We start from the raw sequence: 17,749 nt of genomic DNA on the forward strand, positions 1-17,749 counted from the left end.
GACACATGGCCAACAACGATTCTCCCAAAGCCGAGTTGGCGTCGCTGCGCGCCGAGGTCGATGAAATCGATCAGCAGATCATGCTGTTGCTGGGCGTGCGGTTCCGTTGCACGGACATGATAGGCGAGCTCAAGCGCGACCTGGGCATGGACCTGGTGGATCCCGAACGCGAGGAACAGCAGGTCGAGCGCATCCGCCGCCTGGCGCAAGAGGCGGGCGTGCCGCCCGCTCTTGGCGAAACCATACTGCGTGAAGTGATCGACACCGTGGTCGACCACCATACCCGCCTGCGCGAGCGTCCGTACTCGTAATGCCAGGCCGGCGGCGCATGGTAGCCTGCATCTGCAAGCTCCCGGGCGCCGCCTTTCCCTTCCCCCTACAAGACCCGCATGAACGCCAGCAAGGCGTCGATCTCGTCCGCGCTCAGTTCCAGCGGCCGGATGTGCTCGGACTTGCGCGGCGCATAAGGATCGGGCGGATCGGCGGGCGCCGGTTCGCGGCCCATGCCGGCGTTGTACATCCGCAGCAGTCCCTTCAGGTCCGCGAACAAGCCGTTGTGCATCCACGGCCCGGCCCGCGACACATTGCGCAGGCTGGGCGTGCGGAACTTGCCCAGGTCGGCGGGATCGCGGGTGGCTTCGTAGCGGCCCAGATCCTGATTGCGGCGGCCATAGAACGACAGGCCGATATTGTGGAACCGATGGTCGGTCAGCATCGGGCCGCTGTGGCAATTCATGCATCGCGCCTGGGTGCGGAACAGATGCATGCCGATCAATTCGGTATCGTCCAGCGCCTTGGCACGGCCCTCCAGGAATTCGTCAAAGCGTGTCGGCTCGGGACGCAGCGTGGCGACGTAGGCCGCCAACGCGCGCGCCAAGCGGTCCGCGTCCACCGGCGGCTGCGGCGCGGCGGCTGCGCCGAACGCCAGCAAGAACTGCGCCGGATAAGGATCAGCCGCCAGCAGCCGCGCCACGACGCCGCTGGCGTCATGGTTCATCTCCCGGGGATCATGGATGGGGCCCAGCACCTGTTCCTTGAGGCTGGCGGCGCGTCCGTCCCAGAACAGTCGTGGCGCGAATGGAGCCGCATACAGCGGGGTTGAGCGCCGCCTGCCCATCAGCTTGTCTTCGCCAACGGCCAGCGCGAGCCCATCCGTGAAGGCGCGCTGCGGCAGGTGACAGGAAGCACAGGATACCTGTCCCTTGCGCGACAACCGGGTATCGAAGAACAGCATTTGTCCCAGGGCCACGACCGCCGGACGCGCTACATCGGCGGCCAACTCCTGCTGGCCCGGATTGGCGGCGGTCCAGCTCAGAGGCGGACTGGCGGCTGGCGGCACGGCTTCCCATTCGCGCCAGGCCAGGCCGGGATCGATGGAAGGCGCGGGCCAAGACTCGGGCGATCCCGAGTAGTGCGGCCGCAGGCAAGCGGCGTCCCAGCCCGCTGGCCCATGGCAGCCGGACGGACCGGCGGCTGGCGTCTGGCTCGGGCCGCCGTGCCCGCGAGCCAGAGGCGCTGCCAGCGCCAGCGCGACGCCCAGGATCAGAAGCGGTAACCGACTTGCAGCCATAGCTCCCGTCCCGTCTGATAGGTACTGCGGTTGGTCTTGAGGTTCGGGTTGCTGGCCGTCACGGCGGGCTTGCGGTCCAGCACGTTCAGGACTTCGACCGTGAATTCCAGGCTGCGCGCGAAGGTGGGATTCCAGGCGAGCTTGGTGTCCCAGGTCCAATAGGACGGAACCTCGCCGGAGACGAACCGGTCCAGGTAGTCGGGCCGGGGGCCCAGTCCCACGTAGATGGTGGCGTCGCGCTTGCTGCGCCAGTTCACCATGTTGCTCCAGGTCAGGCCCGCGCGCGGCCATGCGCCGAGCAGGCTGAGGGTGGCGACTTGCGGCTGGTAGAAGGTGGACGGCGGCAGGTCGATGGCGCGCGTGCGCGAGCCGTTGTAGATCACATATTCGTCAGGATCCCGCGCATCGCCGTTATAGCCTTCGACCAGGTCGGCGTTGGTCTTGCGCTTCTGCCAGCTCCAGGACGCCTGCATATTCCAGCGCGTTTCGCCCAGGCGCCAGGGCTCCAGCGTGCGCACCGACAGGCTCACGCCGTCGGTGGTGGACAGGCCTTCGTTGGTGTAGCGGTAGCCGTCCTTGTCGTTGCCGGTCTTGGTCCACTGGTCGCGGCCATTGCGCCGCACATAGCTCAGCACGCCTTCCATGCCCGCCATGCGCTGGCGCAGCGAGACCGCCCATTCGTCGTCATACGGCATGCGCAAGCCCTTGTACTGAACGTAGTACTCCTTGCTGCCGTCGGCCACGGGGAGGCCGTCCTTGTCCAGCACCTGACGCCGCAGGCGGCTTCGTTCTTCTTCTAGCGCCGTTACCAGTACGCTGGAGCCGTAGTAGCGCGACCAGCCGGCGCTGAGCAGGGTGTCGCCCGAACCGAGTACATCCCAGTCCAGCCGCGTGCGCGGCGAAACGTTGTTGTTGCCGAGGAAAGTCTCGCGGTCGTAGCGCAGGCCGGCATCCAACGCCAGCCGCTCCCATTCGATGCGGTCCGACAGGTACAGACTGGCCATGTTGTAGTTCACGTCCACGGTGCCGGGCAGGTAGCGCACCTTGCTGAAATCCCGATAGCTGCCGTCGCGGCTGTAGGCGCGCTGGTAGGAGTGGCTTTCCTGGAACCGCTCGAAGTTCGCCTGTACTTGATTCAACTCGACGCCTGCGTACGGAATGTGCGTAAACACGCCCGTGCGCACGGGATCCAGATCGACCCGGCTCTTCAGCGTCCAGGTGTCCTGCCGCGTCTGTTCCTTGCCGAAGCCGCCCGCCGTGTACAGCGGCAGCCGGTAGGGGCGGAAGGTCACGAGCTCATCGCCTATGGACTCGCGATTGCTCAGCGTACGGTCCCAGCCAGCCTGCAGCGCAAGCCGTCCGCCCTGGAAGTAGTGATCCACGTTCGCGCCGATGCCGCGGGCCCCGTGGTTGTTGTCCCAACGGGTGTGCCGGAACAGGTCGCTGGCCAGGGTTTCGCTGCGGTCGCTGTATTTCAGCGTCAGGTCGGCCGTGGTATCGGCGCTGGCGCGCACACTGAACTTGCCCAGGAAGTTGTCGATGCGGTCGCTGTAGGCGTCCTGGCCCGGAGCCGGCTGTCCCTTGCCATCCACGCCCATGTTCCAGCGCGTGATGTCCGATTCGCGCCGCGACATGGCCAGCACGGCGCCTGATTTTTCATTGAAGGCAAGGTCGCCGACCGCCGAATAGAAGCGCTTCTTCCATTCCGGCGAATAGCCCGGCTTGCCCTGCGCCCAGCTGTTCTGATCTCCCTCGGCCACTTCCTGCCGCGTCATCTTGGAGGTGTTCCAGCGGTAATCGAGGTTGAGCCGGTTTTCGCCCGAGAACCGGCGCAATCTCGCATCCACGACCCCGCCCGTGAAGCGGCCATACTCCACCGGCACGAAGCTGTCGTGCACGCGCACTTCCTCCAGCAAACTGGTGTCGACAAAGTACGACTGCGGATTGCTGGGCACATTGCCGACTTGCAGGTTCAGGTTCTTGCTGGCCGGATCCACGCGGTTGGTCGCTTCCATGCCGTCGAGCTGGAACAGGTTCTGGTAGGGGCTGGAGCCGTGGAATGAAATGTCCTCCACATTGAGCGAGCCGCGGTTCTGCGAGCCGGCGGCGCCAGGGTTGGTGCGCACCGCCGGATGCGTCGCCACCAGCGTGCTGAGGTCGCGGTTGGAGCTGGGCGTCTCGGCGATGTCCTCGCGGGTATAGATGCGCTCGCCGACCTGTTCGCCGTAGACCCGCACGGCGTCCAGGCGCAGGGCGGAAAACTGATTGGTCTTGTCCACGTAGACGATGTAGCGGTCCGGGCCATCCGCGCGCAGCGCCAGCCCGGACCCGGCCAGCAGGTGGTTCAGCGCGAGCAGCGGCGAATATTCTCCCTGTAGCGGGGGCGAGGTCTTGCCCGCCACCGCCGCCGGCGGAAAAGAAATCTCCAGGCCGGCTTGCCGGCCCAGCGCCAGCAGCGCCTCACCCAGCGGTTGCGCCGGCAGGTCGTAGGCGGCGGGCGCGGCGGGCTGGGCGACGCTCGGTGAGACCGCGATCAAGGCGGCGATGAGCAGCGCCGCCGAAGCGCCAGACCGGCGGGCGCGCCGGCGGTTGGTGGGGTGAAACAGCATGAATGCGTCCAGGCGGGTGTTGATATCAGCCGTAGGACGTGTCCAGGCGTGGCTTACCTCACCGGATTGCTCATGAATAATTTATATCGATTCTCATTTACTGATTGGTCATGAGCTTTAGCGCACGATCAGCAGGCCGGGCAGTTCGGTGATGCCGACCTTGGCCTGCGCCAGCAGCAGCACCAGCGCGCGCTTGGAATCGCCGATGCTGGCGGTACCCGACACACGCAAACCCCGTGCTGCCTCGCCTAGCACCAGGATGTGCTTGCCGCCATAGCGGGAGAGCCGAGCCGCGGCTTCGGGCAAGGCGACGTTGTTGAATGCCAGCAGCCCCTGGCTCCAATCCGGCGCCGGTTCTGGTGGAGCGGCGGCGAGGCGGAGGATGCCTGTTGCCGACACCGCAGCTCCCTGGCCCGCGTCCAGCGCCAGGCTCTGCCCATCCTGGCAGGTCAGGCACTGGACCGCCACGCGATGTTCGTAGACCTTCACGTGCGTGCCATCGGCTTCGCGCGCGACGGAATAGCGGGTACCCAGCGCGGCGGCGGAGGCGTCTGGCGTCACTACCGTGAAATCCGCGCCGTCGGGAGCGCGCGCTGCGGCCGTGAACAACGCCCGTCCGGCCAGGAGCCGGACCTCGCGCTTGCCCGGCGCGAAATCGATGGCGATGGCCGAATCCGCATCCAGCGTGGCGCTGGAGCCGTCGGGCAGGACCACGCGGCGCACTTCGGCGCTGGTCGTGTAATCAGCGCCGGGATGGACCGTGCGCAGCAGTAGCCAGGCCGGCCCGGCTGTTGCCAGCAGCGCCAACGCCGCTACCGCGGCACGCTTGCGTGTGCGCCGCGGCGCCAGCTTGCCGCGTTCGATTTCGCCCATCCGCCGCCACAGGCGCGCCAGCCGCTCATAGGCGTCGGCATGGCTGGCGTCCGCGCGGTACCAGGCTTCGAACTCGGCCTGGGCCTGGGCGTCCATGCCCTGGCCGCTGTGGCGCACGACCCAGCGCGACGCTTCTTCCTGGGCGCTTCGGGGACGGGGGGAAGCCATGGTCAGGACGCCAGCGCCTGGTCGCAGGCCAGCAGGATGCGCATCATGTGCTTCTCCACGGCGCTGACCGAGATCGCGAAACGTTCGGCGATGGCGCGATAGCTCAGGCCTTCGTGTCGGTGCAGTACGAACACGTCCAGGCTGCGGGGGGGTTGGGCAAGCAGGGCGGCTTCCAGCCGGCGCAGCATCTGCCGCGCGACGGCGACATCCAGGGTGTCGGGTTCGTGCTGGGGAGGCCGCGAGGCCGCGTAATCGGCGGTGGCCGCCAGTTCGCGGCTGCGGCGTCGGTGCCAGTCGGTGGCGATATTGGCGGCCACGCGGAATACGTAGGCGCGGTCGTTGTCAGGGCGCGTCCTGTCCTTGAATTCCGCCAGCTTGATCCAGGTGTCCTGCGCGCAGTCCTGCGCGACGTCGCGCGAGCCGGTGCGCAAAGAGAGGAAACCCAGCACCTCTCGGTAATGGCGGAGAAATACATCCGTGAGCGAAGACATGTCGCCGGCGCCGGGCGCCAGATAGAGTCAAATTCGCGGCAGAGTATAAATGATAACGATTGCTATTACCAGACGATCCAGGTCGAAGGAAGCGGCGGCGGGCAGGGCGCCCGCCGCGGGCCGTCAGGCCTCGGACTGTTCGATTTCTTCCAGGGAACCCTGGATTTCCAGCCACTGCTCTTCCAGCTCGTCCATGCGCTTGCCGTGTTCGCCGTGTTCGGCCATGACCTTCTGGCGCTCGGCGCGGCGCGCGTCCGAGTACAGGTCCGGGTCGGCGATGATGGCGTCCAGCGCGTGCAGCTTGGCGCGCAGCTTCTCCATTTCGGCCTCGACTTTGGCGAGCTTGGATTCCAGCGGTTTGCGCAGGGCGGACAGGCGTTGGCGTTGCTCGGCCTCGGCGCGGCGCTGGGCCTTGCGGTCCACCACCGGTTCATTGCCTTCGGCGTTTTCGCGCGCGGCTTCCGCGCGTTCGCCGGCGTTGCGGGCGGCGAGCCAGTCCCGGTAGTCTTCCAGGTCGCCGTCGAACTCGCACACCGCGCCATCGGCCACGATCCAGAAGCTGTCCACGGTGGTGCGCAGCAGATGGCGGTCGTGCGAGACCAGCAGCATGCTGCCGCCGAAGTCCGCCAGCGCGGCGGCCAGGGCCTCGCGCGTTTCCACGTCCAGGTGGTTGCTGGGTTCGTCCAGCAGCAGCAGGTTGGGCTTTTGCCAAACGATCAGGGACAGCGCCAGGCGCGCTTTCTCGCCGCCGGACATGGGGCCGACCTTGCTGGTTACCGTATCGCCCGAAAAGCCGAAGCCGCCCAGGTAGTTGCGCAGCTCCTGTTCGCGGGCGTCGGGGGCCAGGCGCGCCAGATGGGCGATGGGCGTGCTGTCCACGTCCAGCATGTCCAGCTGGTGCTGATGGAAATAGCCGATCGCCAAGCCGCGCGACGCGCGTCGTTCGCCCGCCTGCACCGGCAGTTCCTCGGCCAGGGTCTTGATCAGCGTGCTCTTGCCGGCGCCGTTGGCGCCCAGCACGCCGACGCGGCTGCCGGCGCGCACCATCAGCGTCACGTCGCGCAGGATCGGCACGGCGTTGCCGTCGGCATCCGTATAGCCAGCCGACAGGTGTTCCAGGGTCAGGAGCGGATCCGGCACCTGATCGGGCGAGGGGATGCGGATGTCAATGCCCGCTTCGGCGTGCAAGGGCGCCAGCACCTGCATGCGGGCCAGCGCCTTGACGCGGCTTTGCGCCTGCTTGGCCTTGGACGCCTTGGCCTTGAAGCGGTCGATGAAGCCTTGCAGCCGGGCCGCCTCGCGGGTCTGGCGTTCGTAGGCGATATTGGTCTGGCGCAAGCGCTCGGCGCGCTGCGTCAGGAAGTCGCCATAGCCGCCGCGGTAGCGCACCAGCTTGGCGTGGTCGAAATGCAAAATGGACTTGGCCACCGCGTCCAGGAACTCGGTGTCGTGGGAGATCAGCATGACGGTGCCGGGGTAGGCGGCCAGCCATTTCTCCAGCCACAGCATGGCGTCCAGATCCAGGTGGTTGGTGGGCTCGTCCAGCAGCAGCAATTCGGACGGGGCCATCAGCGCGCGGGCCAGGGCCAGACGCATGCGCCAGCCGCCGGAAAAGCTCTCTACCGGCTGCATCCATTCGGCCGGCTTGAAACCCAGGCCGGCCAGCAGTTGCTCGGCGCGCGAGGCCGCGCTCCAGGCGCCGGCTTCCACCAGCGCCGCTTCCACTTCGGCGATCTGGGTGCCTTGCTCATCCGTCAGTTCGGCGCGGCGCGCCTGCAGTTCGCGCAGGTGGGTGTCGCCGTCGATGACGAATTCGCGCGCCGGGCGTTCGTCCGCTTCCAGTTCCTGCTTGACGCTGGCGATGCGCCAGCCGGCGGGCACGGCCAGCGTGCCGGCGTCCAGGTCCAGCGCGCCGGTCAAGAGCGCGAACAGCGAGGACTTGCCCGCGCCGTTCTTGCCCACGATGCCCACGCGTTCACCGGGATGCACAACGAATTCGGCGCCGTCCAGCAGCACCTTGGTGCCGCGGCGCAGGGTCAATCCAGTAGCGCGTATCACAGGCTCAGTTGCTCGCGGGTAAGCAGCAGAAGCTGGTCGGAGGCTTCTTCGGTATCCAGCCACACGGGCGACAATTGCGGGAACGCGGCTTCGAAGAAGTCGCGCTCGTGGCCGATCTCCAGCACCAGCACGCCTTCCGGGGTCAGGAACCGCGGCGCCGCTTCCAGGATGCGGCGCACCAGGTCCATGCCGTCGTCGCCGCCGGCCAGGGCCAACTGCGGTTCGTGGCGGTATTCCTGGGGCAGCGCGTCCATCGAGCCGCTGTTGACGTAAGGCGGATTGCAGATGATCACGTCGTACTGACGTTCGGGCAGGTCGTCGAACAGATTGCTTGCGTGCAGGTCCAGGCGGTCCGCCAGGCCGTAGTCGTCGACGTTGCGGCGCGCCACTTCCAGCGCGTCCGCCGACACGTCGACCGCGTCCACGTGGGCGTACGGGAAGGCCAGCGCCGACAGGATCGCCAGGCAGCCGGAGCCCGTGCACATGTCCAGCACGTTTTCAACCGCCAGCGCATCCTGCACCCAGGGCGCGAGGCCCTGGTCCAGCAGTTCCGCGATGGGCGAGCGCGGCACGATGACGCGCTGGTCCACGTAGAAGCGGTGGCCGCGCAGCCAGGCCTCGTTGGTGAGGTAGGCGGCGGGCAGGCGCTCGGTCACGCGGCGGTCGATCAGTTCGAGCACGCGGTTGCGCTCTTCGCTGAGCACGCGGGCGTCCAGAAAGGGCTCCAGCGTGTCCAGCGGCAGGTGCAAGGCGTGCAGCGTCAGGTAGACCGCCTCGTCCCAGGCGTTGTCGCTGCCGTGCCCCAGCGCCACCTGGGCGCCGTTCAGGCGCGACACGCCATAACGGATGAGGTCGCGCAGGGTCAGCAGTTCTTGGCGGGCGGATTGATACATGTGAGGCTTTTACTTAGGCTGTAGCAGGAGGTTTTCCAGCGTGCGCCGATAAATGTTTTTCAACGGATCCAGCGACGCGACTTCGACGCGTTCGTTGACCTTGTGGATCGTGGCGTTGCAAGGACCGAACTCGATGACTTGCGGGCAGATCTTGGCGATGAAGCGGCCGTCGGACGTGCCGCCCGTGGTGGACAGCTCGGCCGTTACGCCGGTTTCGTCGCGGATGGCCGAGACCAGCGCATCCGTCAGCGAACCGCGCGGGGTCAGGAAGGGCTCGCCGCCCAGGTCCCAGTCCAGCGCGTATTCCAGGCCATGGCGGTCCAACACTTCGTGTACCCGCGCCTGCAGGCTTTCCGGCGTGCTGGCGGTCGAGAAGCGGAAGTTGAACAGCGCCACCGCCTCGCCCGGCACCACGTTGGTGGCGCCAGTGCCCGAGTTCAGGTTGGACACCTGGAACGTGGTGGGCGGGAAGTACTCGTTGCCCTGGTCCCATTCGATGTTGACGATGTCGGCCAGGGCCGGTGCCAACTGGTGCACGGGGTTGCGCGCCAGGTGCGGGTAGGCCACGTGGCCCTGGATGCCCTTGACCGTGAGCTTGCCCGACAGCGAGCCGCGGCGGCCGTTCTTGCAGGTGTCGCCCAGCACGTCGCCCGAGGTGGGCTCGCCGACGATGCAATAGTCCATCTGTTCGCCGCGCGCCTTCAGCGCGTCGCAGACGATGGCGGTGCCGTCGATGGACGGGCCTTCCTCGTCGGAGGTGATCAGCAGGGCGATCGAGCCGCCATGCTGCGGGTGGGCCGCCACGAATTCCTCGGCCGCCACCACGAAGGCGGCGATCGAGCTCTTCATGTCGGCCGCACCGCGGCCGTACAGGTAGCCATCGCGCTCGGTGGGCACGAACGGGTCGCTGTCCCACTTTTCGCGCGGACCCGGAGGCACCACGTCCGTGTGACCGGCAAACACGGTCAGCGGCGCCGCGTTGCCGCGGCGCGCCCACAGATTGGTGACTCCGCCCTGGGCGATGGTTTCGCAGGTAAAGCCGATGCGCTCCAGGCGTGCAGCGAGCGTCGCCTGGCAGTCTTCATCGGCCGGCGTGACCGAAGGGCGGGCAATCAGGTCCTTGACCAGATCCAGTACGGCAGTGCTCATTTACGCCCTCAGCAGATCATTGATGCTGGTCTTGGCGCGGGTCTGCGCGTCGACGCGCTTGACGATGACCGCGCAGGCCAGGCTGTGCGAGCCGTCGGCCGACGGCAGCGAGCCCGGGACCACGACCGAACCCGAGGGCACGCGGCCATAGGTGATCTTGCCGGTGGCGCGGTCATAGATCTTGGTGCTTTGCGACAGGAACACGCCCATGGCCAGCACCGAGTTCTCTTCGACGATCACGCCTTCCACGACTTCCGAGCGGGCGCCGATGAAGCAATTGTCTTCGATGATGGTCGGGTTGGCTTGCAGGGGTTCCAGCACGCCGCCGATGCCCACGCCGCCGGAAAGGTGCACGTTCTTGCCGATCTGGGCGCAGGAGCCGACGGTGGCCCAGGTGTCGACCATGGTGCCTTCGTCGACGTAGGCGCCGATGTTCACGTAGGAGGGCATCAGCACCACGTTGCGGGCCAGATAGGCGCCGCGGCGGGCGACGGCCGGCGGCACCACGCGGTAGCCGCCTTGCTTGAAGGCGTTGTCGCCGTATTCCGAGAACTTGAGCGGCACCTTGTCGTAGAACTGCAGCGGAGCCTGGCCCATGATGGCGTTGTCGTTCAGGCGGAACGACAGCAGCACAGCCTTCTTGATCCACTGGTGCACGACCCAGTCGTCATTGATTTTCTCGGCCACGCGCAAGCGGCCCAGATCCAGGCCGTCGATGGTGCGCTCGACCGCTTCGCGCACTTCGGCGCTGGCGTCGGCGGGCGACAGGTTGGCCCGGTCGTCCCAGGCTTTTTCGATGGTGGTCTGCAGGTCGAGAGTCATAGCGGCTCAGCTTTTAAAGGTTGATCAAACGGAAGTATGCACAAAATGGGCGATGCGCTCGGCTGCCTGCACGCAGTCAGCCAAAGGCGCCACCAAAGCAATGCGGATGCGGCCCTGGCCGGGGTTCACGCCGTGCGCCTCGCGCGCCAGGAAGCTGCCCGGCAGCACGGTAACACCAGTACGGCCAAAAAGGTCGCGCACGAAGGCCGTATCCGAGCCGGGCGTGGCTGCCCACAAATAGAACGAGGCCTGCGGGCGGGACACGTCGAGCACCTTCTGCAGGATGGGCACGACGGCGTCGAACTTCTCGCGGTACAGGCGCCGGTTGTCCTTCACGTGCGCCTCGTCAGTCCAGGCCGCGATGCTGGCCGCGGACACGATAGGGCTCATGGCACTGCCATGATACGTGCGATACAGCAGGAAGCGGCCAATCAGCGCGGCGTCGCCCGCGACAAAGCCCGAGCGCAGGCCCGGCACGTTGGAACGCTTGGACAGGCTGGAGAATGCCACCAGGTTGCGGTAGGAGTCCCGGCCCAGGCGGCGCGCCGCCTGCAGGCTGCCCAGCGGCGGGTTGCCCTCGTCCAGGTAGATTTCGGAATAGCACTCGTCCGAGACGATCACGAAGCCGTGGCGGTCGGACAGTTCGAACAACGTTTCCCATTCGTCCAGCGACATGACGTTGCCGGCCGGATTGCCCGGCGAGCAGACGAACACCATGCGCGTCTTCTTCCAGACGTCGTCCGGCACCTGGTTCCAGTCGCTGGCGAAATTGCGCACCGGATCGGCGTTGACGAAGTAGGGCGTGGCGCCCGCCAGCAGGGCCGCGCCTTCATAGATCTGATAGAAGGGGTTGGGGCAGATCACCACCGAGGCGGCCGACGGGTCGATGACGGTCTGCGTGAACGCGAACAGCGCCTCGCGCGAGCCCAGCGCCGGCAGTACCTGCGTTTCTGGATCGGGGGCAGGGATGCTGTAGCGCCGCGCCAGCCACTCCGAGATCGCCCGGCGCAGCGCCGGGTCGCCCTTGGTGGACGGGTACACGGACAGCCCCGCGAGACTGTCGCGGATGGCCTGTCCGACGCGTTCGGGCGCGGCGTGTTTGGGCTCGCCGATCGACAGATTGATGGGCGTCAGACCGTCCGGCTGCTGGCTGGCCGAAGCCAGCAAAGCGCGCAGTTTTTCGAACGGATAGGGGTGTAGGGCATCGAGGCGCGGATTCATGACGCAAGATTTTAACAAGCAAGCTACAATAGCGGGCTTGGCTTAAAGCGAAGGTGGCGAAATTGGTAGACGCACCAGGTTTAGGTCCTGACGCCGTAACAGGTGTAGGGGTTCGAGTCCCCTCCTTCGCACCAACCCTATTTGGGTATTGACCTGGCATAACGCCAACAGTGTCCTGAAAGCCCCTCGGCATCCGTGCCGGGGGGCTTTTTTTTGCCGGCACGGGTCTCTCGCTTAGGGATAACCTCCCGTGCCGAAAGCGCATTTTTGATATATCTTCGCGCTCTTCGGTGAAAGCTTGCCGGCAGGCGGCGCGGCGGACGGCCTCTCGTACGGCGCCTCGGCCGCATCAAACACAGCACCCAAAACAGCACGATAAGGAGAGCCTCCCATGGCGCTCAAGCACGCTGCATTTCTGGATGTCATCGATCTGCGCACCCCGCATCGCGAGCACGGGGAGGCCGTCAGCGTCAGCCTGATGAAGACCGCGCACATGCAATTGCTGCAATTGGTGCTGCCTGCGGGCAAGGGCCTCCCGCAACACGCCGTGGCGGGCGAAATCACCATCCAGTGCATCACCGGCGAGGTGAGCGTGACATCGCGCGATGGCATCCGCCAATTGCGCGAAGACCAGCTCATGGCGCTGGCCGCCCACGAGCCGCACGCTTTGCTGGGTGTGCGCGACGCCACCGTGCTGGTGACGGTGCTGCACGCCGCCGAATAAGCTCTCCGATCCTGCCCATACGCGTTCCCTGCGAGGTGAGCCGTGCATGAGTTGCTGGCCGACTGGTGCGAAATCCTGAACCGCCTGTTGCGGGACGTTGCCAATGCGAAGGCCACGGCGCAGGCGCGCGACAATGCGCTGCGGCATGCCCACCGGCATTCCTGCCAGGCGCCGATCTGTTTCCGTATGTCTGGCGCCACGGTCAGCCGTTTGGCAGAAACGCTGGAATGCGCCATCCGCGCATCGTGCGCCCGCCACGACAGCTCGGCGTGGCTGCTGGCGCTGGACACGGCTTACACCCAATTCCTGCTCTGCCTGATCCGCGACGTCGACCGGTGGTCCAGCGGCGGGCTGGAAGAAATTGCGGCCTAGGCTGGCACGCGAGGGACTGGGCGATTCATCAAAATACTGGATAAAAATACAGCAATCTGGTTCAATCTGACCATTGGCCCGGACCAGGCTTGATACGCCTGCCCAGGTCACGCCGCCCATTTCCAAGACCAGGACGAACCATGAAATTCGGATACACCATCATCTACGTGCCCGACGTCGCCGCATCGCTGTCCTTTTTTGAACAGGCGTTCGGATTCGCGAGGCGTTTTCTGCATGAATCCCAGACCTACGGCGAACTGGAAACCGGCGAGACCACGCTGTCGTTCGCCGCGCACGAACTGGGTGAGGCGAATTTCCATGGCGGCCATGTGGCGGCTTCCGCTTCGGCCGAGCCTCTGGGCATGGAAGTGGCTTTCGTGACGGACGACGTTGCTGCCGCGCACGCCCGCGCGCTTGCGGCCGGCGCAACGGAAATGAGCGCGCCCGTGCCCAAGCCCTGGGGGCAGGTGGTGTCGTATGTGCGTTGTCCGGACGGCACGCTGGTGGAGCTTTGCACGCCCGTGCACGGCTAGGCGCATTCGTTGCCGCAGTGCAGGCCATGCGCCGGATGCCGTCCGGCGCAGCCGGGATCTTCCGAGCCTTTCCCGCCTGCACCTTTCCGTCTAGCCGGTTCAGGCGATCCCCTAGCTCGCGTGGCGACGTTACCGTGATTGCGGCAGGGGTGTCTGCGTCCGGCTGCGCTCAAGAATTGTCAAGATTTACATTGCTTTAAAGTCGCCGTTCCCGCCCCGCGATACCGTTGCATTTTCGTTTTTCGGGGAGTCGAAATGTATTCGCTTTCTAAGCGTTGCGGCGCGGAGTTCTTTGGCACGTTCTGGCTGGTATTGGGAGGTTGCGGCGCGGCGGTGCTGGCGGCCGGTTTCCCCGAGCTGGGCATCGGTTTCGCGGGTGTGGCGCTGGCCTTCGGCCTGACCGTGCTGACCATGGCGTTCGCGGTGGGCCATATTTCCGGCGGGCATTTCAACCCGGCCGTCACTGTCGGCCTGGTAGCGGGCGGACGTTTTCCCGCCAAGGAAATCCTGCCGTACGTCATCGCCCAGGTTCTGGGGGCGATCGTGGCCGCGGCGGTGCTGGCCTGCATCGCGAGCGGCAAGTTGGGCTTCGATCTCAAGGGCAGCCATTTCGCAGCCAACGGCTACGGCGCCTATTCGCCGGGCAAGTACTCGATGGTGTCCGCCCTGGTGACGGAAGTCGTGCTGACCGCGGGCTTCATCTTCGTAATCCTGGGCGCCACCAGCAAGCGTGCGCCCGCCGGTTTTGCGGCGATCCCGATCGGACTGGCGCTGACGCTCATCCACCTGATCAGCATTCCGGTGACCAACACCTCGGTCAATCCTGCCCGTTCCACCGGCCCCGCGTTGTTCGTGGGCGGCTGGGCGCTGGAGCAGCTGTGGCTGTTCTGGGTCGCGCCGATAGTCGGGGCGATCGTCGGCGCCATCGCCTACCGGCTGGTCAGCGATCCGGCGCAGGAACGCAGCTAAGCCTGACCTAGCGCCGGGCGATAATGGGGCCAAATCTTTGATCCTGGTCCCATGAACGAATTTACGATTGCCATCAATTTCGCGCTGGCCATGCTGCTGGGCGCCGCCGTCGGCGTCGAGCGCCAATGGCGGCAGAACTACGCAGGCGTAGTTACGCATGCGCTGGTCTCGCTGGGCGCGGCCGCCTATACCGCCTTGCCCGCCTTGCTGGATGCCAGCAACGACATGCGCCTGGGCAGCCAGGTCGTGACCGGTATTGGCTTCCTGGGCGCGGGCCTGATCATGCGGGACGGCCTGACCATACGAGGCCTGAGCGCGGCGGCCACCATCTGGGCCACCGGCGCGGTGGGCGTGCTGGCCGGTTACGGTTTCCTGGCCGAAGCCAGCGCGGTGACGGCGCTGATTCTGGTCACCAACGTGCTGTTGCGGCGCGGCGCCAGGCTGGTGGACCGCTACGTGCCCGAAGCGGAAACCGAAGAGCGCTACTACAACATTGCCTTGACCTGCGCCTCCACCGATGAAGCCCTGGTGCGGGCGGAGCTGCTGAACGCCCTGGGCAAGCACAGCCTGCGCCTGCGCGGCGTGGAAAGCCAGCAGCGTGACGGCGGCCGCTCCGAAGTGACCGCGGTGGTCTATTCCATGCGCCAGGAAGACGAGCGGGTGGAGCAATTGGTGGGCAGCCTCAGCCTGCTGCCGCAGACCTACTCGGCCAGATGGACCTCGGACACCGGCAACGCCTGAGGCCGGTCGGAATCAGGACGCCGTAAGTCCGATGTCAATACGCTTGCACACCTAATCCCAGATGACGAGCGTATTCCTTGACCACACTGATTCCCCCCACCGCGCCTGCCGGCCTTGCGCACTATGACCGGGTGACCATCGCGTTTCACTGGCTGACGGCGGCGCTGGTGGTGAGCCTGTTCGCGCTGGCCGAAATCTGGGGCTTTCTGCCGCGCGACACGCCCACGCGGCGCTTGCTGCAGCACCTGCACATTTCATTCGGCCTGTTGTTCGCCGCCGTGTTCGTGCTGCGCGCCGTCTGGCGCCTCACCGCGGGCAGGCGCTTGCCGCCGCCGTCCCGGGGCTGGCTGCGTCTGGCTAGTACGGGTGTACATGGATTGCTGTACCTGTTGATGGCGACGCAGATCGTGCTGGGCTTCCTGTTCCGCTGGGCGCAGGGCGAGCCGTTCGCGTTCTTCGGCCTGTTCGACGTGCCCACGCTGATCGCCATCGACCACGAGCAGCGCCGCTTCATCGGCGGACTGCACAACACCGTGGCGTGGTGCATCATCGCGCTGGCGCTGCTGCACGCGTTGGCCGGACTCTTCCACCATTACTTCCTGCGCGACGGGGTGCTGCGCCGCATGCTTGCCAGCCGCTGAGGCGGGCGTGATAAAGGCGGGGGGTGAAAGCCGGGCCGGGCAGGTTGTACATTACGCACTATCACTGCCCAATTTCCACAGGATGCACCCATCATGACCGCCCCAGAAGTGTCTATCTCCTCCACGATCAACTGCGCGAACGATCGCCCCTTCGTGCTGTTCGGCGGCATCAATGTGCTGGAATCCATGGATCTGGCGCTGCGGGCCTGCGAGGAGTACCAGCGCGTCACACGCAAGCTGGGCATCCCCTACGTATTCAAGGCCTCGTTCGACAAGGCCAACCGTTCCTCCATCCATTCCTACCGCGGTCCGGGCCTGGAAGAGGGCATGAAGATCTTCGAAGCGGTCAAGAAGGAATTCGGCGTGCCCGTCATCACCGACGTGCATGAACCCTGGCAGGCGGCTCCCGTGGCCGAGGTCGTCGACATCCTGCAGCTGCCGGCCTTTCTGGCCCGGCAGACGGACCTGGTTGTGGCGCTGGCCAAGACCCAGCGCGTCATCAACATCAAAAAGCCGCAGTTTCTGAGCCCGGGTCAGATGCTGAACATCGTCGAGAAGTTCACCGAGGCCGGCAACGACAAGCTGATCCTGTGCGACCGCGGCACCAGCTTCGGCTATGACAATCTGGTTGTAGACATGCTAGGGTTTGGCGTGATGAAGAAAGTGTCCGGCAACCGGCCGCTCATTTTCGACGTCACGCATGCCTTGCAGCAGCGCTCGGCGCTGGACGCCGCGTCCGGCGGCCGCCGCGAACAGGTGGCCGAACTGGCGCGCGCAGGCATGGCCGTGGGGTTGGCCGGCCTGTTCCTGGAAGCCCATCCCGATCCCAAGAACGCGAAGTGCGATGGCCCCAGCGCCTTGCCGCTGGACAAGCTGGAGCCCTTCCTGACCCAGCTGAAGAGGCTGGACGACCTGGTGAAGTCCTTTGCCCCCATCGACATCGAACCTTGAGACTGGCGGTCATAACGGCTGCGCAAAGTTGTTATACGATCCGGGCCTATCATCGGGGAGGCCGGGATGTCTTTGTATGTGATCGTCGCCGTTCGAAAAGAGCCCGTAAGCGGGCACGTGGCGTATGTGCGCTGGGGCCAGGCCGAACGCGGCGTCCCCGGCTGGGTCACTGAACCGGTGACGGCGGCGGCATCCGAAGTCATCGAGGCCATCAAGGACGGCGCGGAAGTCGAAACCGCCATCAGCCAGGACGGCATGAGCGTGGCGCTGCGGCCGGTGCGCGTGCTGGTGGATGACGACGGGCGCGAGCATCTCGCGTCCGTGCCGGTTCCCAGCTCGACTCTCTATACGCTGTTCGACCTGCCGGAATTCTGATCCGGTCGGGTCGGCTGGCAGCGCCTAGCGCCGGCCCTGCGCGAAATTGAGCAGGGCGTCTCCGGCCATCCGGTAACGCACCCATTCGTCTTGCGGCAGTGCGCCGATCGACTTGTAGAAATCGATGGCGGGCGTGTTCCAGTCCAGCACGCTCCATTCCAGCCGGCCGCAGCCATTGGCCACCGCCTCTTGCGCCAGGTGGCGCAGCAGGTCGCGGCCCGCGCCGATGCCGCGCTGCTCGGGCGTGATGTACAGGTCTTCGAGATAGATGCCGTTTTTTCCCAGCCAGGTCGAATAGCTGTAGAAGTAGACGGCGTAGCCGATGGGCTTGCCGTCCAGCAGGCACATCAGGGCCTTGGACGGCGCGCCTTCGGCGAACAGGGTGCGCGCGACGTCTTCGGCGCTGGCGATCACTTCATGAGCGGCGCGCTCGTACACGGCCAGCTCGGTGATGAACGCATGGATCTGGGCCGCATCCGAAGCGACGGCCGGACGAATTTCGATAGTCACGGGTACTTCCTACTACTTTAGGGGGCTTAATCCTACCCGTGAATCCGGTCGCGCGCATGCATGTCTGGCCCGTCGATTT

Annotated in this window: 19 protein-coding genes and 1 tRNA gene; 10 read left to right on the forward strand and 10 right to left on the reverse strand. The window is 65.9% G+C overall.

What is annotated here, in order from left to right; genetic code table 11:
• Positions 1–5: 5 nt before the first annotated feature.
• Complete coding sequence (locus WBB14_RS27805) at positions 6–311, forward strand: chorismate mutase (RefSeq protein WP_424242615.1); 306 nt, start codon at positions 6–8, stop codon at positions 309–311.
• A gap of 65 nt (positions 312–376) precedes the next feature.
• Here WBB14_RS27805 and WBB14_RS27810 read toward each other — a convergent pair whose 3' ends face one another.
• The 9 genes from WBB14_RS27810 to dapC form a co-directional block, all read right to left on the reverse strand.
• Complete coding sequence (locus WBB14_RS27810; protein ID WP_424242616.1) at positions 377–1,570, reverse strand: cytochrome-c peroxidase; 1,194 nt, start codon at positions 1,568–1,570, stop codon at positions 377–379.
• On the reverse strand, positions 1,543–4,179 hold the full coding sequence (locus tag WBB14_RS27815; RefSeq protein ID WP_424242617.1) for a TonB-dependent receptor plug domain-containing protein: 2,637 nt from the start codon (positions 4,177–4,179) through the stop codon (positions 1,543–1,545). The genes WBB14_RS27810 and WBB14_RS27815 overlap by 28 nt, the downstream gene beginning before the upstream one ends.
• A 117-nt stretch (positions 4,180–4,296) precedes the next feature.
• Entirely contained in the window at positions 4,297–5,220 is a 924-nt protein-coding gene (locus WBB14_RS27820) for a FecR family protein (RefSeq protein WP_424242618.1), read from the reverse strand.
• Positions 5,221–5,222: 2 nt separating this feature from the next.
• Positions 5,223–5,711, reverse strand: a complete 489-nt coding sequence (locus tag WBB14_RS27825) for an RNA polymerase sigma factor (protein ID WP_424242619.1) — start codon at positions 5,709–5,711, stop codon at positions 5,223–5,225.
• 123 nt (positions 5,712–5,834) lie between these two features.
• Positions 5,835–7,769 (reverse strand): ABC-F family ATP-binding cassette domain-containing protein, encoded by a 1,935-nt coding sequence (locus WBB14_RS27830; protein ID WP_424242620.1) that lies wholly within the window; start codon positions 7,767–7,769, stop codon positions 5,835–5,837.
• Positions 7,766–8,662 (reverse strand): 50S ribosomal protein L3 N(5)-glutamine methyltransferase, encoded by an 897-nt coding sequence (prmB, locus tag WBB14_RS27835; protein ID WP_424242621.1) that lies wholly within the window; start codon positions 8,660–8,662, stop codon positions 7,766–7,768. Before prmB ends, WBB14_RS27830 begins: the two co-directional genes overlap by 4 nt.
• 9 nt (positions 8,663–8,671) lie before the next feature.
• Positions 8,672–9,811, reverse strand: coding sequence for a succinyl-diaminopimelate desuccinylase (gene dapE / locus WBB14_RS27840; protein ID WP_424242622.1), 1,140 nt, complete (start codon positions 9,809–9,811; stop codon positions 8,672–8,674).
• The gene (dapD, locus tag WBB14_RS27845) at positions 9,812–10,633 is read right to left on the reverse strand and encodes a 2,3,4,5-tetrahydropyridine-2,6-dicarboxylate N-succinyltransferase (RefSeq protein ID WP_332016195.1); all 822 of its coding nucleotides are present in this window, start codon (positions 10,631–10,633) and stop codon (positions 9,812–9,814) included.
• Positions 10,634–10,657: 24 nt separating this feature from the next.
• A complete protein-coding gene (gene dapC, locus WBB14_RS27850; RefSeq protein ID WP_424242623.1) occupies positions 10,658–11,854 on the reverse strand; it encodes a succinyldiaminopimelate transaminase in 1,197 nt (398 codons plus the stop codon).
• 47 nt (positions 11,855–11,901) lie between these two features.
• Between dapC and WBB14_RS27855 the strand changes: the two genes are divergently transcribed.
• From WBB14_RS27855 to WBB14_RS27895, 9 genes are all read left to right on the forward strand, one after another.
• Positions 11,902–11,988: transfer RNA gene (locus WBB14_RS27855), tRNA-Leu, on the forward strand.
• A gap of 257 nt (positions 11,989–12,245) precedes the next feature.
• Positions 12,246–12,578 carry a cupin domain-containing protein gene (locus WBB14_RS27860; RefSeq protein WP_424242624.1) on the forward strand — a complete coding sequence of 111 codons (333 nt, stop codon included), beginning with the start codon at positions 12,246–12,248 and terminating at the stop codon, positions 12,576–12,578.
• 42 nt (positions 12,579–12,620) lie between these two features.
• Positions 12,621–12,950, forward strand: a complete 330-nt coding sequence (locus WBB14_RS27865) for a hypothetical protein (RefSeq protein WP_424242625.1) — start codon at positions 12,621–12,623, stop codon at positions 12,948–12,950.
• A 140-nt stretch (positions 12,951–13,090) separates the two neighbouring features.
• Positions 13,091–13,483, forward strand: coding sequence for a VOC family protein (locus tag WBB14_RS27870; protein ID WP_424242626.1), 393 nt, complete (start codon positions 13,091–13,093; stop codon positions 13,481–13,483).
• A gap of 255 nt (positions 13,484–13,738) precedes the next feature.
• Positions 13,739–14,452: an aquaporin Z gene (gene aqpZ / locus WBB14_RS27875; protein WP_173147179.1), complete on the forward strand. Its 714-nt coding sequence runs from the start codon at positions 13,739–13,741 to the stop codon at positions 14,450–14,452.
• A 51-nt stretch (positions 14,453–14,503) separates the two neighbouring features.
• Entirely contained in the window at positions 14,504–15,193 is a 690-nt protein-coding gene (locus tag WBB14_RS27880) for an MgtC/SapB family protein (protein ID WP_424242627.1), read from the forward strand.
• 77 nt (positions 15,194–15,270) lie between these two features.
• Positions 15,271–15,834 (forward strand): cytochrome b, encoded by a 564-nt coding sequence (locus tag WBB14_RS27885; RefSeq protein ID WP_424242628.1) that lies wholly within the window; start codon positions 15,271–15,273, stop codon positions 15,832–15,834.
• A 93-nt stretch (positions 15,835–15,927) separates the two neighbouring features.
• Positions 15,928–16,785, forward strand: coding sequence for a 3-deoxy-8-phosphooctulonate synthase (gene kdsA, locus WBB14_RS27890; protein WP_424242629.1), 858 nt, complete (start codon positions 15,928–15,930; stop codon positions 16,783–16,785).
• A gap of 66 nt (positions 16,786–16,851) precedes the next feature.
• Positions 16,852–17,160: a carbohydrate isomerase gene (locus WBB14_RS27895; RefSeq protein ID WP_207464409.1), complete on the forward strand. Its 309-nt coding sequence runs from the start codon at positions 16,852–16,854 to the stop codon at positions 17,158–17,160.
• A gap of 24 nt (positions 17,161–17,184) precedes the next feature.
• On the opposite strand, the gene WBB14_RS27900 is transcribed toward WBB14_RS27895, so the two are convergent.
• The gene (locus WBB14_RS27900) at positions 17,185–17,670 is read right to left on the reverse strand and encodes an N-acetyltransferase family protein (RefSeq protein WP_424242630.1); all 486 of its coding nucleotides are present in this window, start codon (positions 17,668–17,670) and stop codon (positions 17,185–17,187) included.
• Between the last annotated feature and the right edge of the window lie 79 nt (positions 17,671–17,749).

Origin of the sequence: Achromobacter sp., from assembly GCF_049647645.1 — a bacterium.
Classification (GTDB): Bacteria; Pseudomonadota; Gammaproteobacteria; order Burkholderiales; family Burkholderiaceae_B; genus Achromobacter.

Excerpts from the sequence above, each read along its gene's own strand:
- dapE (WP_424242622.1), bottom strand. The coding sequence starts at position 9,811 with ATGAGCACTGCCGTACTGGATCTGGTCAAGGACCTGATTGCCCGCCCT.
- WBB14_RS27880 (WP_424242627.1), top strand. The coding sequence starts at position 14,504 with ATGAACGAATTTACGATTGCCATCAATTTCGCGCTGGCCATGCTGCTG.
- WBB14_RS27805 (WP_424242615.1), top strand. The coding sequence starts at position 6 with ATGGCCAACAACGATTCTCCCAAAGCCGAGTTGGCGTCGCTGCGCGCC.
- WBB14_RS27820 (WP_424242618.1), bottom strand. The coding sequence starts at position 5,220 with ATGGCTTCCCCCCGTCCCCGAAGCGCCCAGGAAGAAGCGTCGCGCTGG.
- WBB14_RS27870 (WP_424242626.1), top strand. The coding sequence starts at position 13,091 with ATGAAATTCGGATACACCATCATCTACGTGCCCGACGTCGCCGCATCG.
- aqpZ (WP_173147179.1), top strand. The coding sequence starts at position 13,739 with ATGTATTCGCTTTCTAAGCGTTGCGGCGCGGAGTTCTTTGGCACGTTC.
- WBB14_RS27825 (WP_424242619.1), bottom strand. The coding sequence starts at position 5,711 with ATGTCTTCGCTCACGGATGTATTTCTCCGCCATTACCGAGAGGTGCTG.
- WBB14_RS27815 (WP_424242617.1), bottom strand. The coding sequence starts at position 4,179 with ATGCTGTTTCACCCCACCAACCGCCGGCGCGCCCGCCGGTCTGGCGCT.
- WBB14_RS27810 (WP_424242616.1), bottom strand. The coding sequence starts at position 1,570 with ATGGCTGCAAGTCGGTTACCGCTTCTGATCCTGGGCGTCGCGCTGGCG.
- prmB (WP_424242621.1), bottom strand. The coding sequence starts at position 8,662 with ATGTATCAATCCGCCCGCCAAGAACTGCTGACCCTGCGCGACCTCATC.
- kdsA (WP_424242629.1), top strand. The coding sequence starts at position 15,928 with ATGACCGCCCCAGAAGTGTCTATCTCCTCCACGATCAACTGCGCGAAC.
- WBB14_RS27860 (WP_424242624.1), top strand. The coding sequence starts at position 12,246 with ATGGCGCTCAAGCACGCTGCATTTCTGGATGTCATCGATCTGCGCACC.
- dapC (WP_424242623.1), bottom strand. The coding sequence starts at position 11,854 with ATGAATCCGCGCCTCGATGCCCTACACCCCTATCCGTTCGAAAAACTG.
- dapD (WP_332016195.1), bottom strand. The coding sequence starts at position 10,633 with ATGACTCTCGACCTGCAGACCACCATCGAAAAAGCCTGGGACGACCGG.
- WBB14_RS27895 (WP_207464409.1), top strand. The coding sequence starts at position 16,852 with ATGTCTTTGTATGTGATCGTCGCCGTTCGAAAAGAGCCCGTAAGCGGG.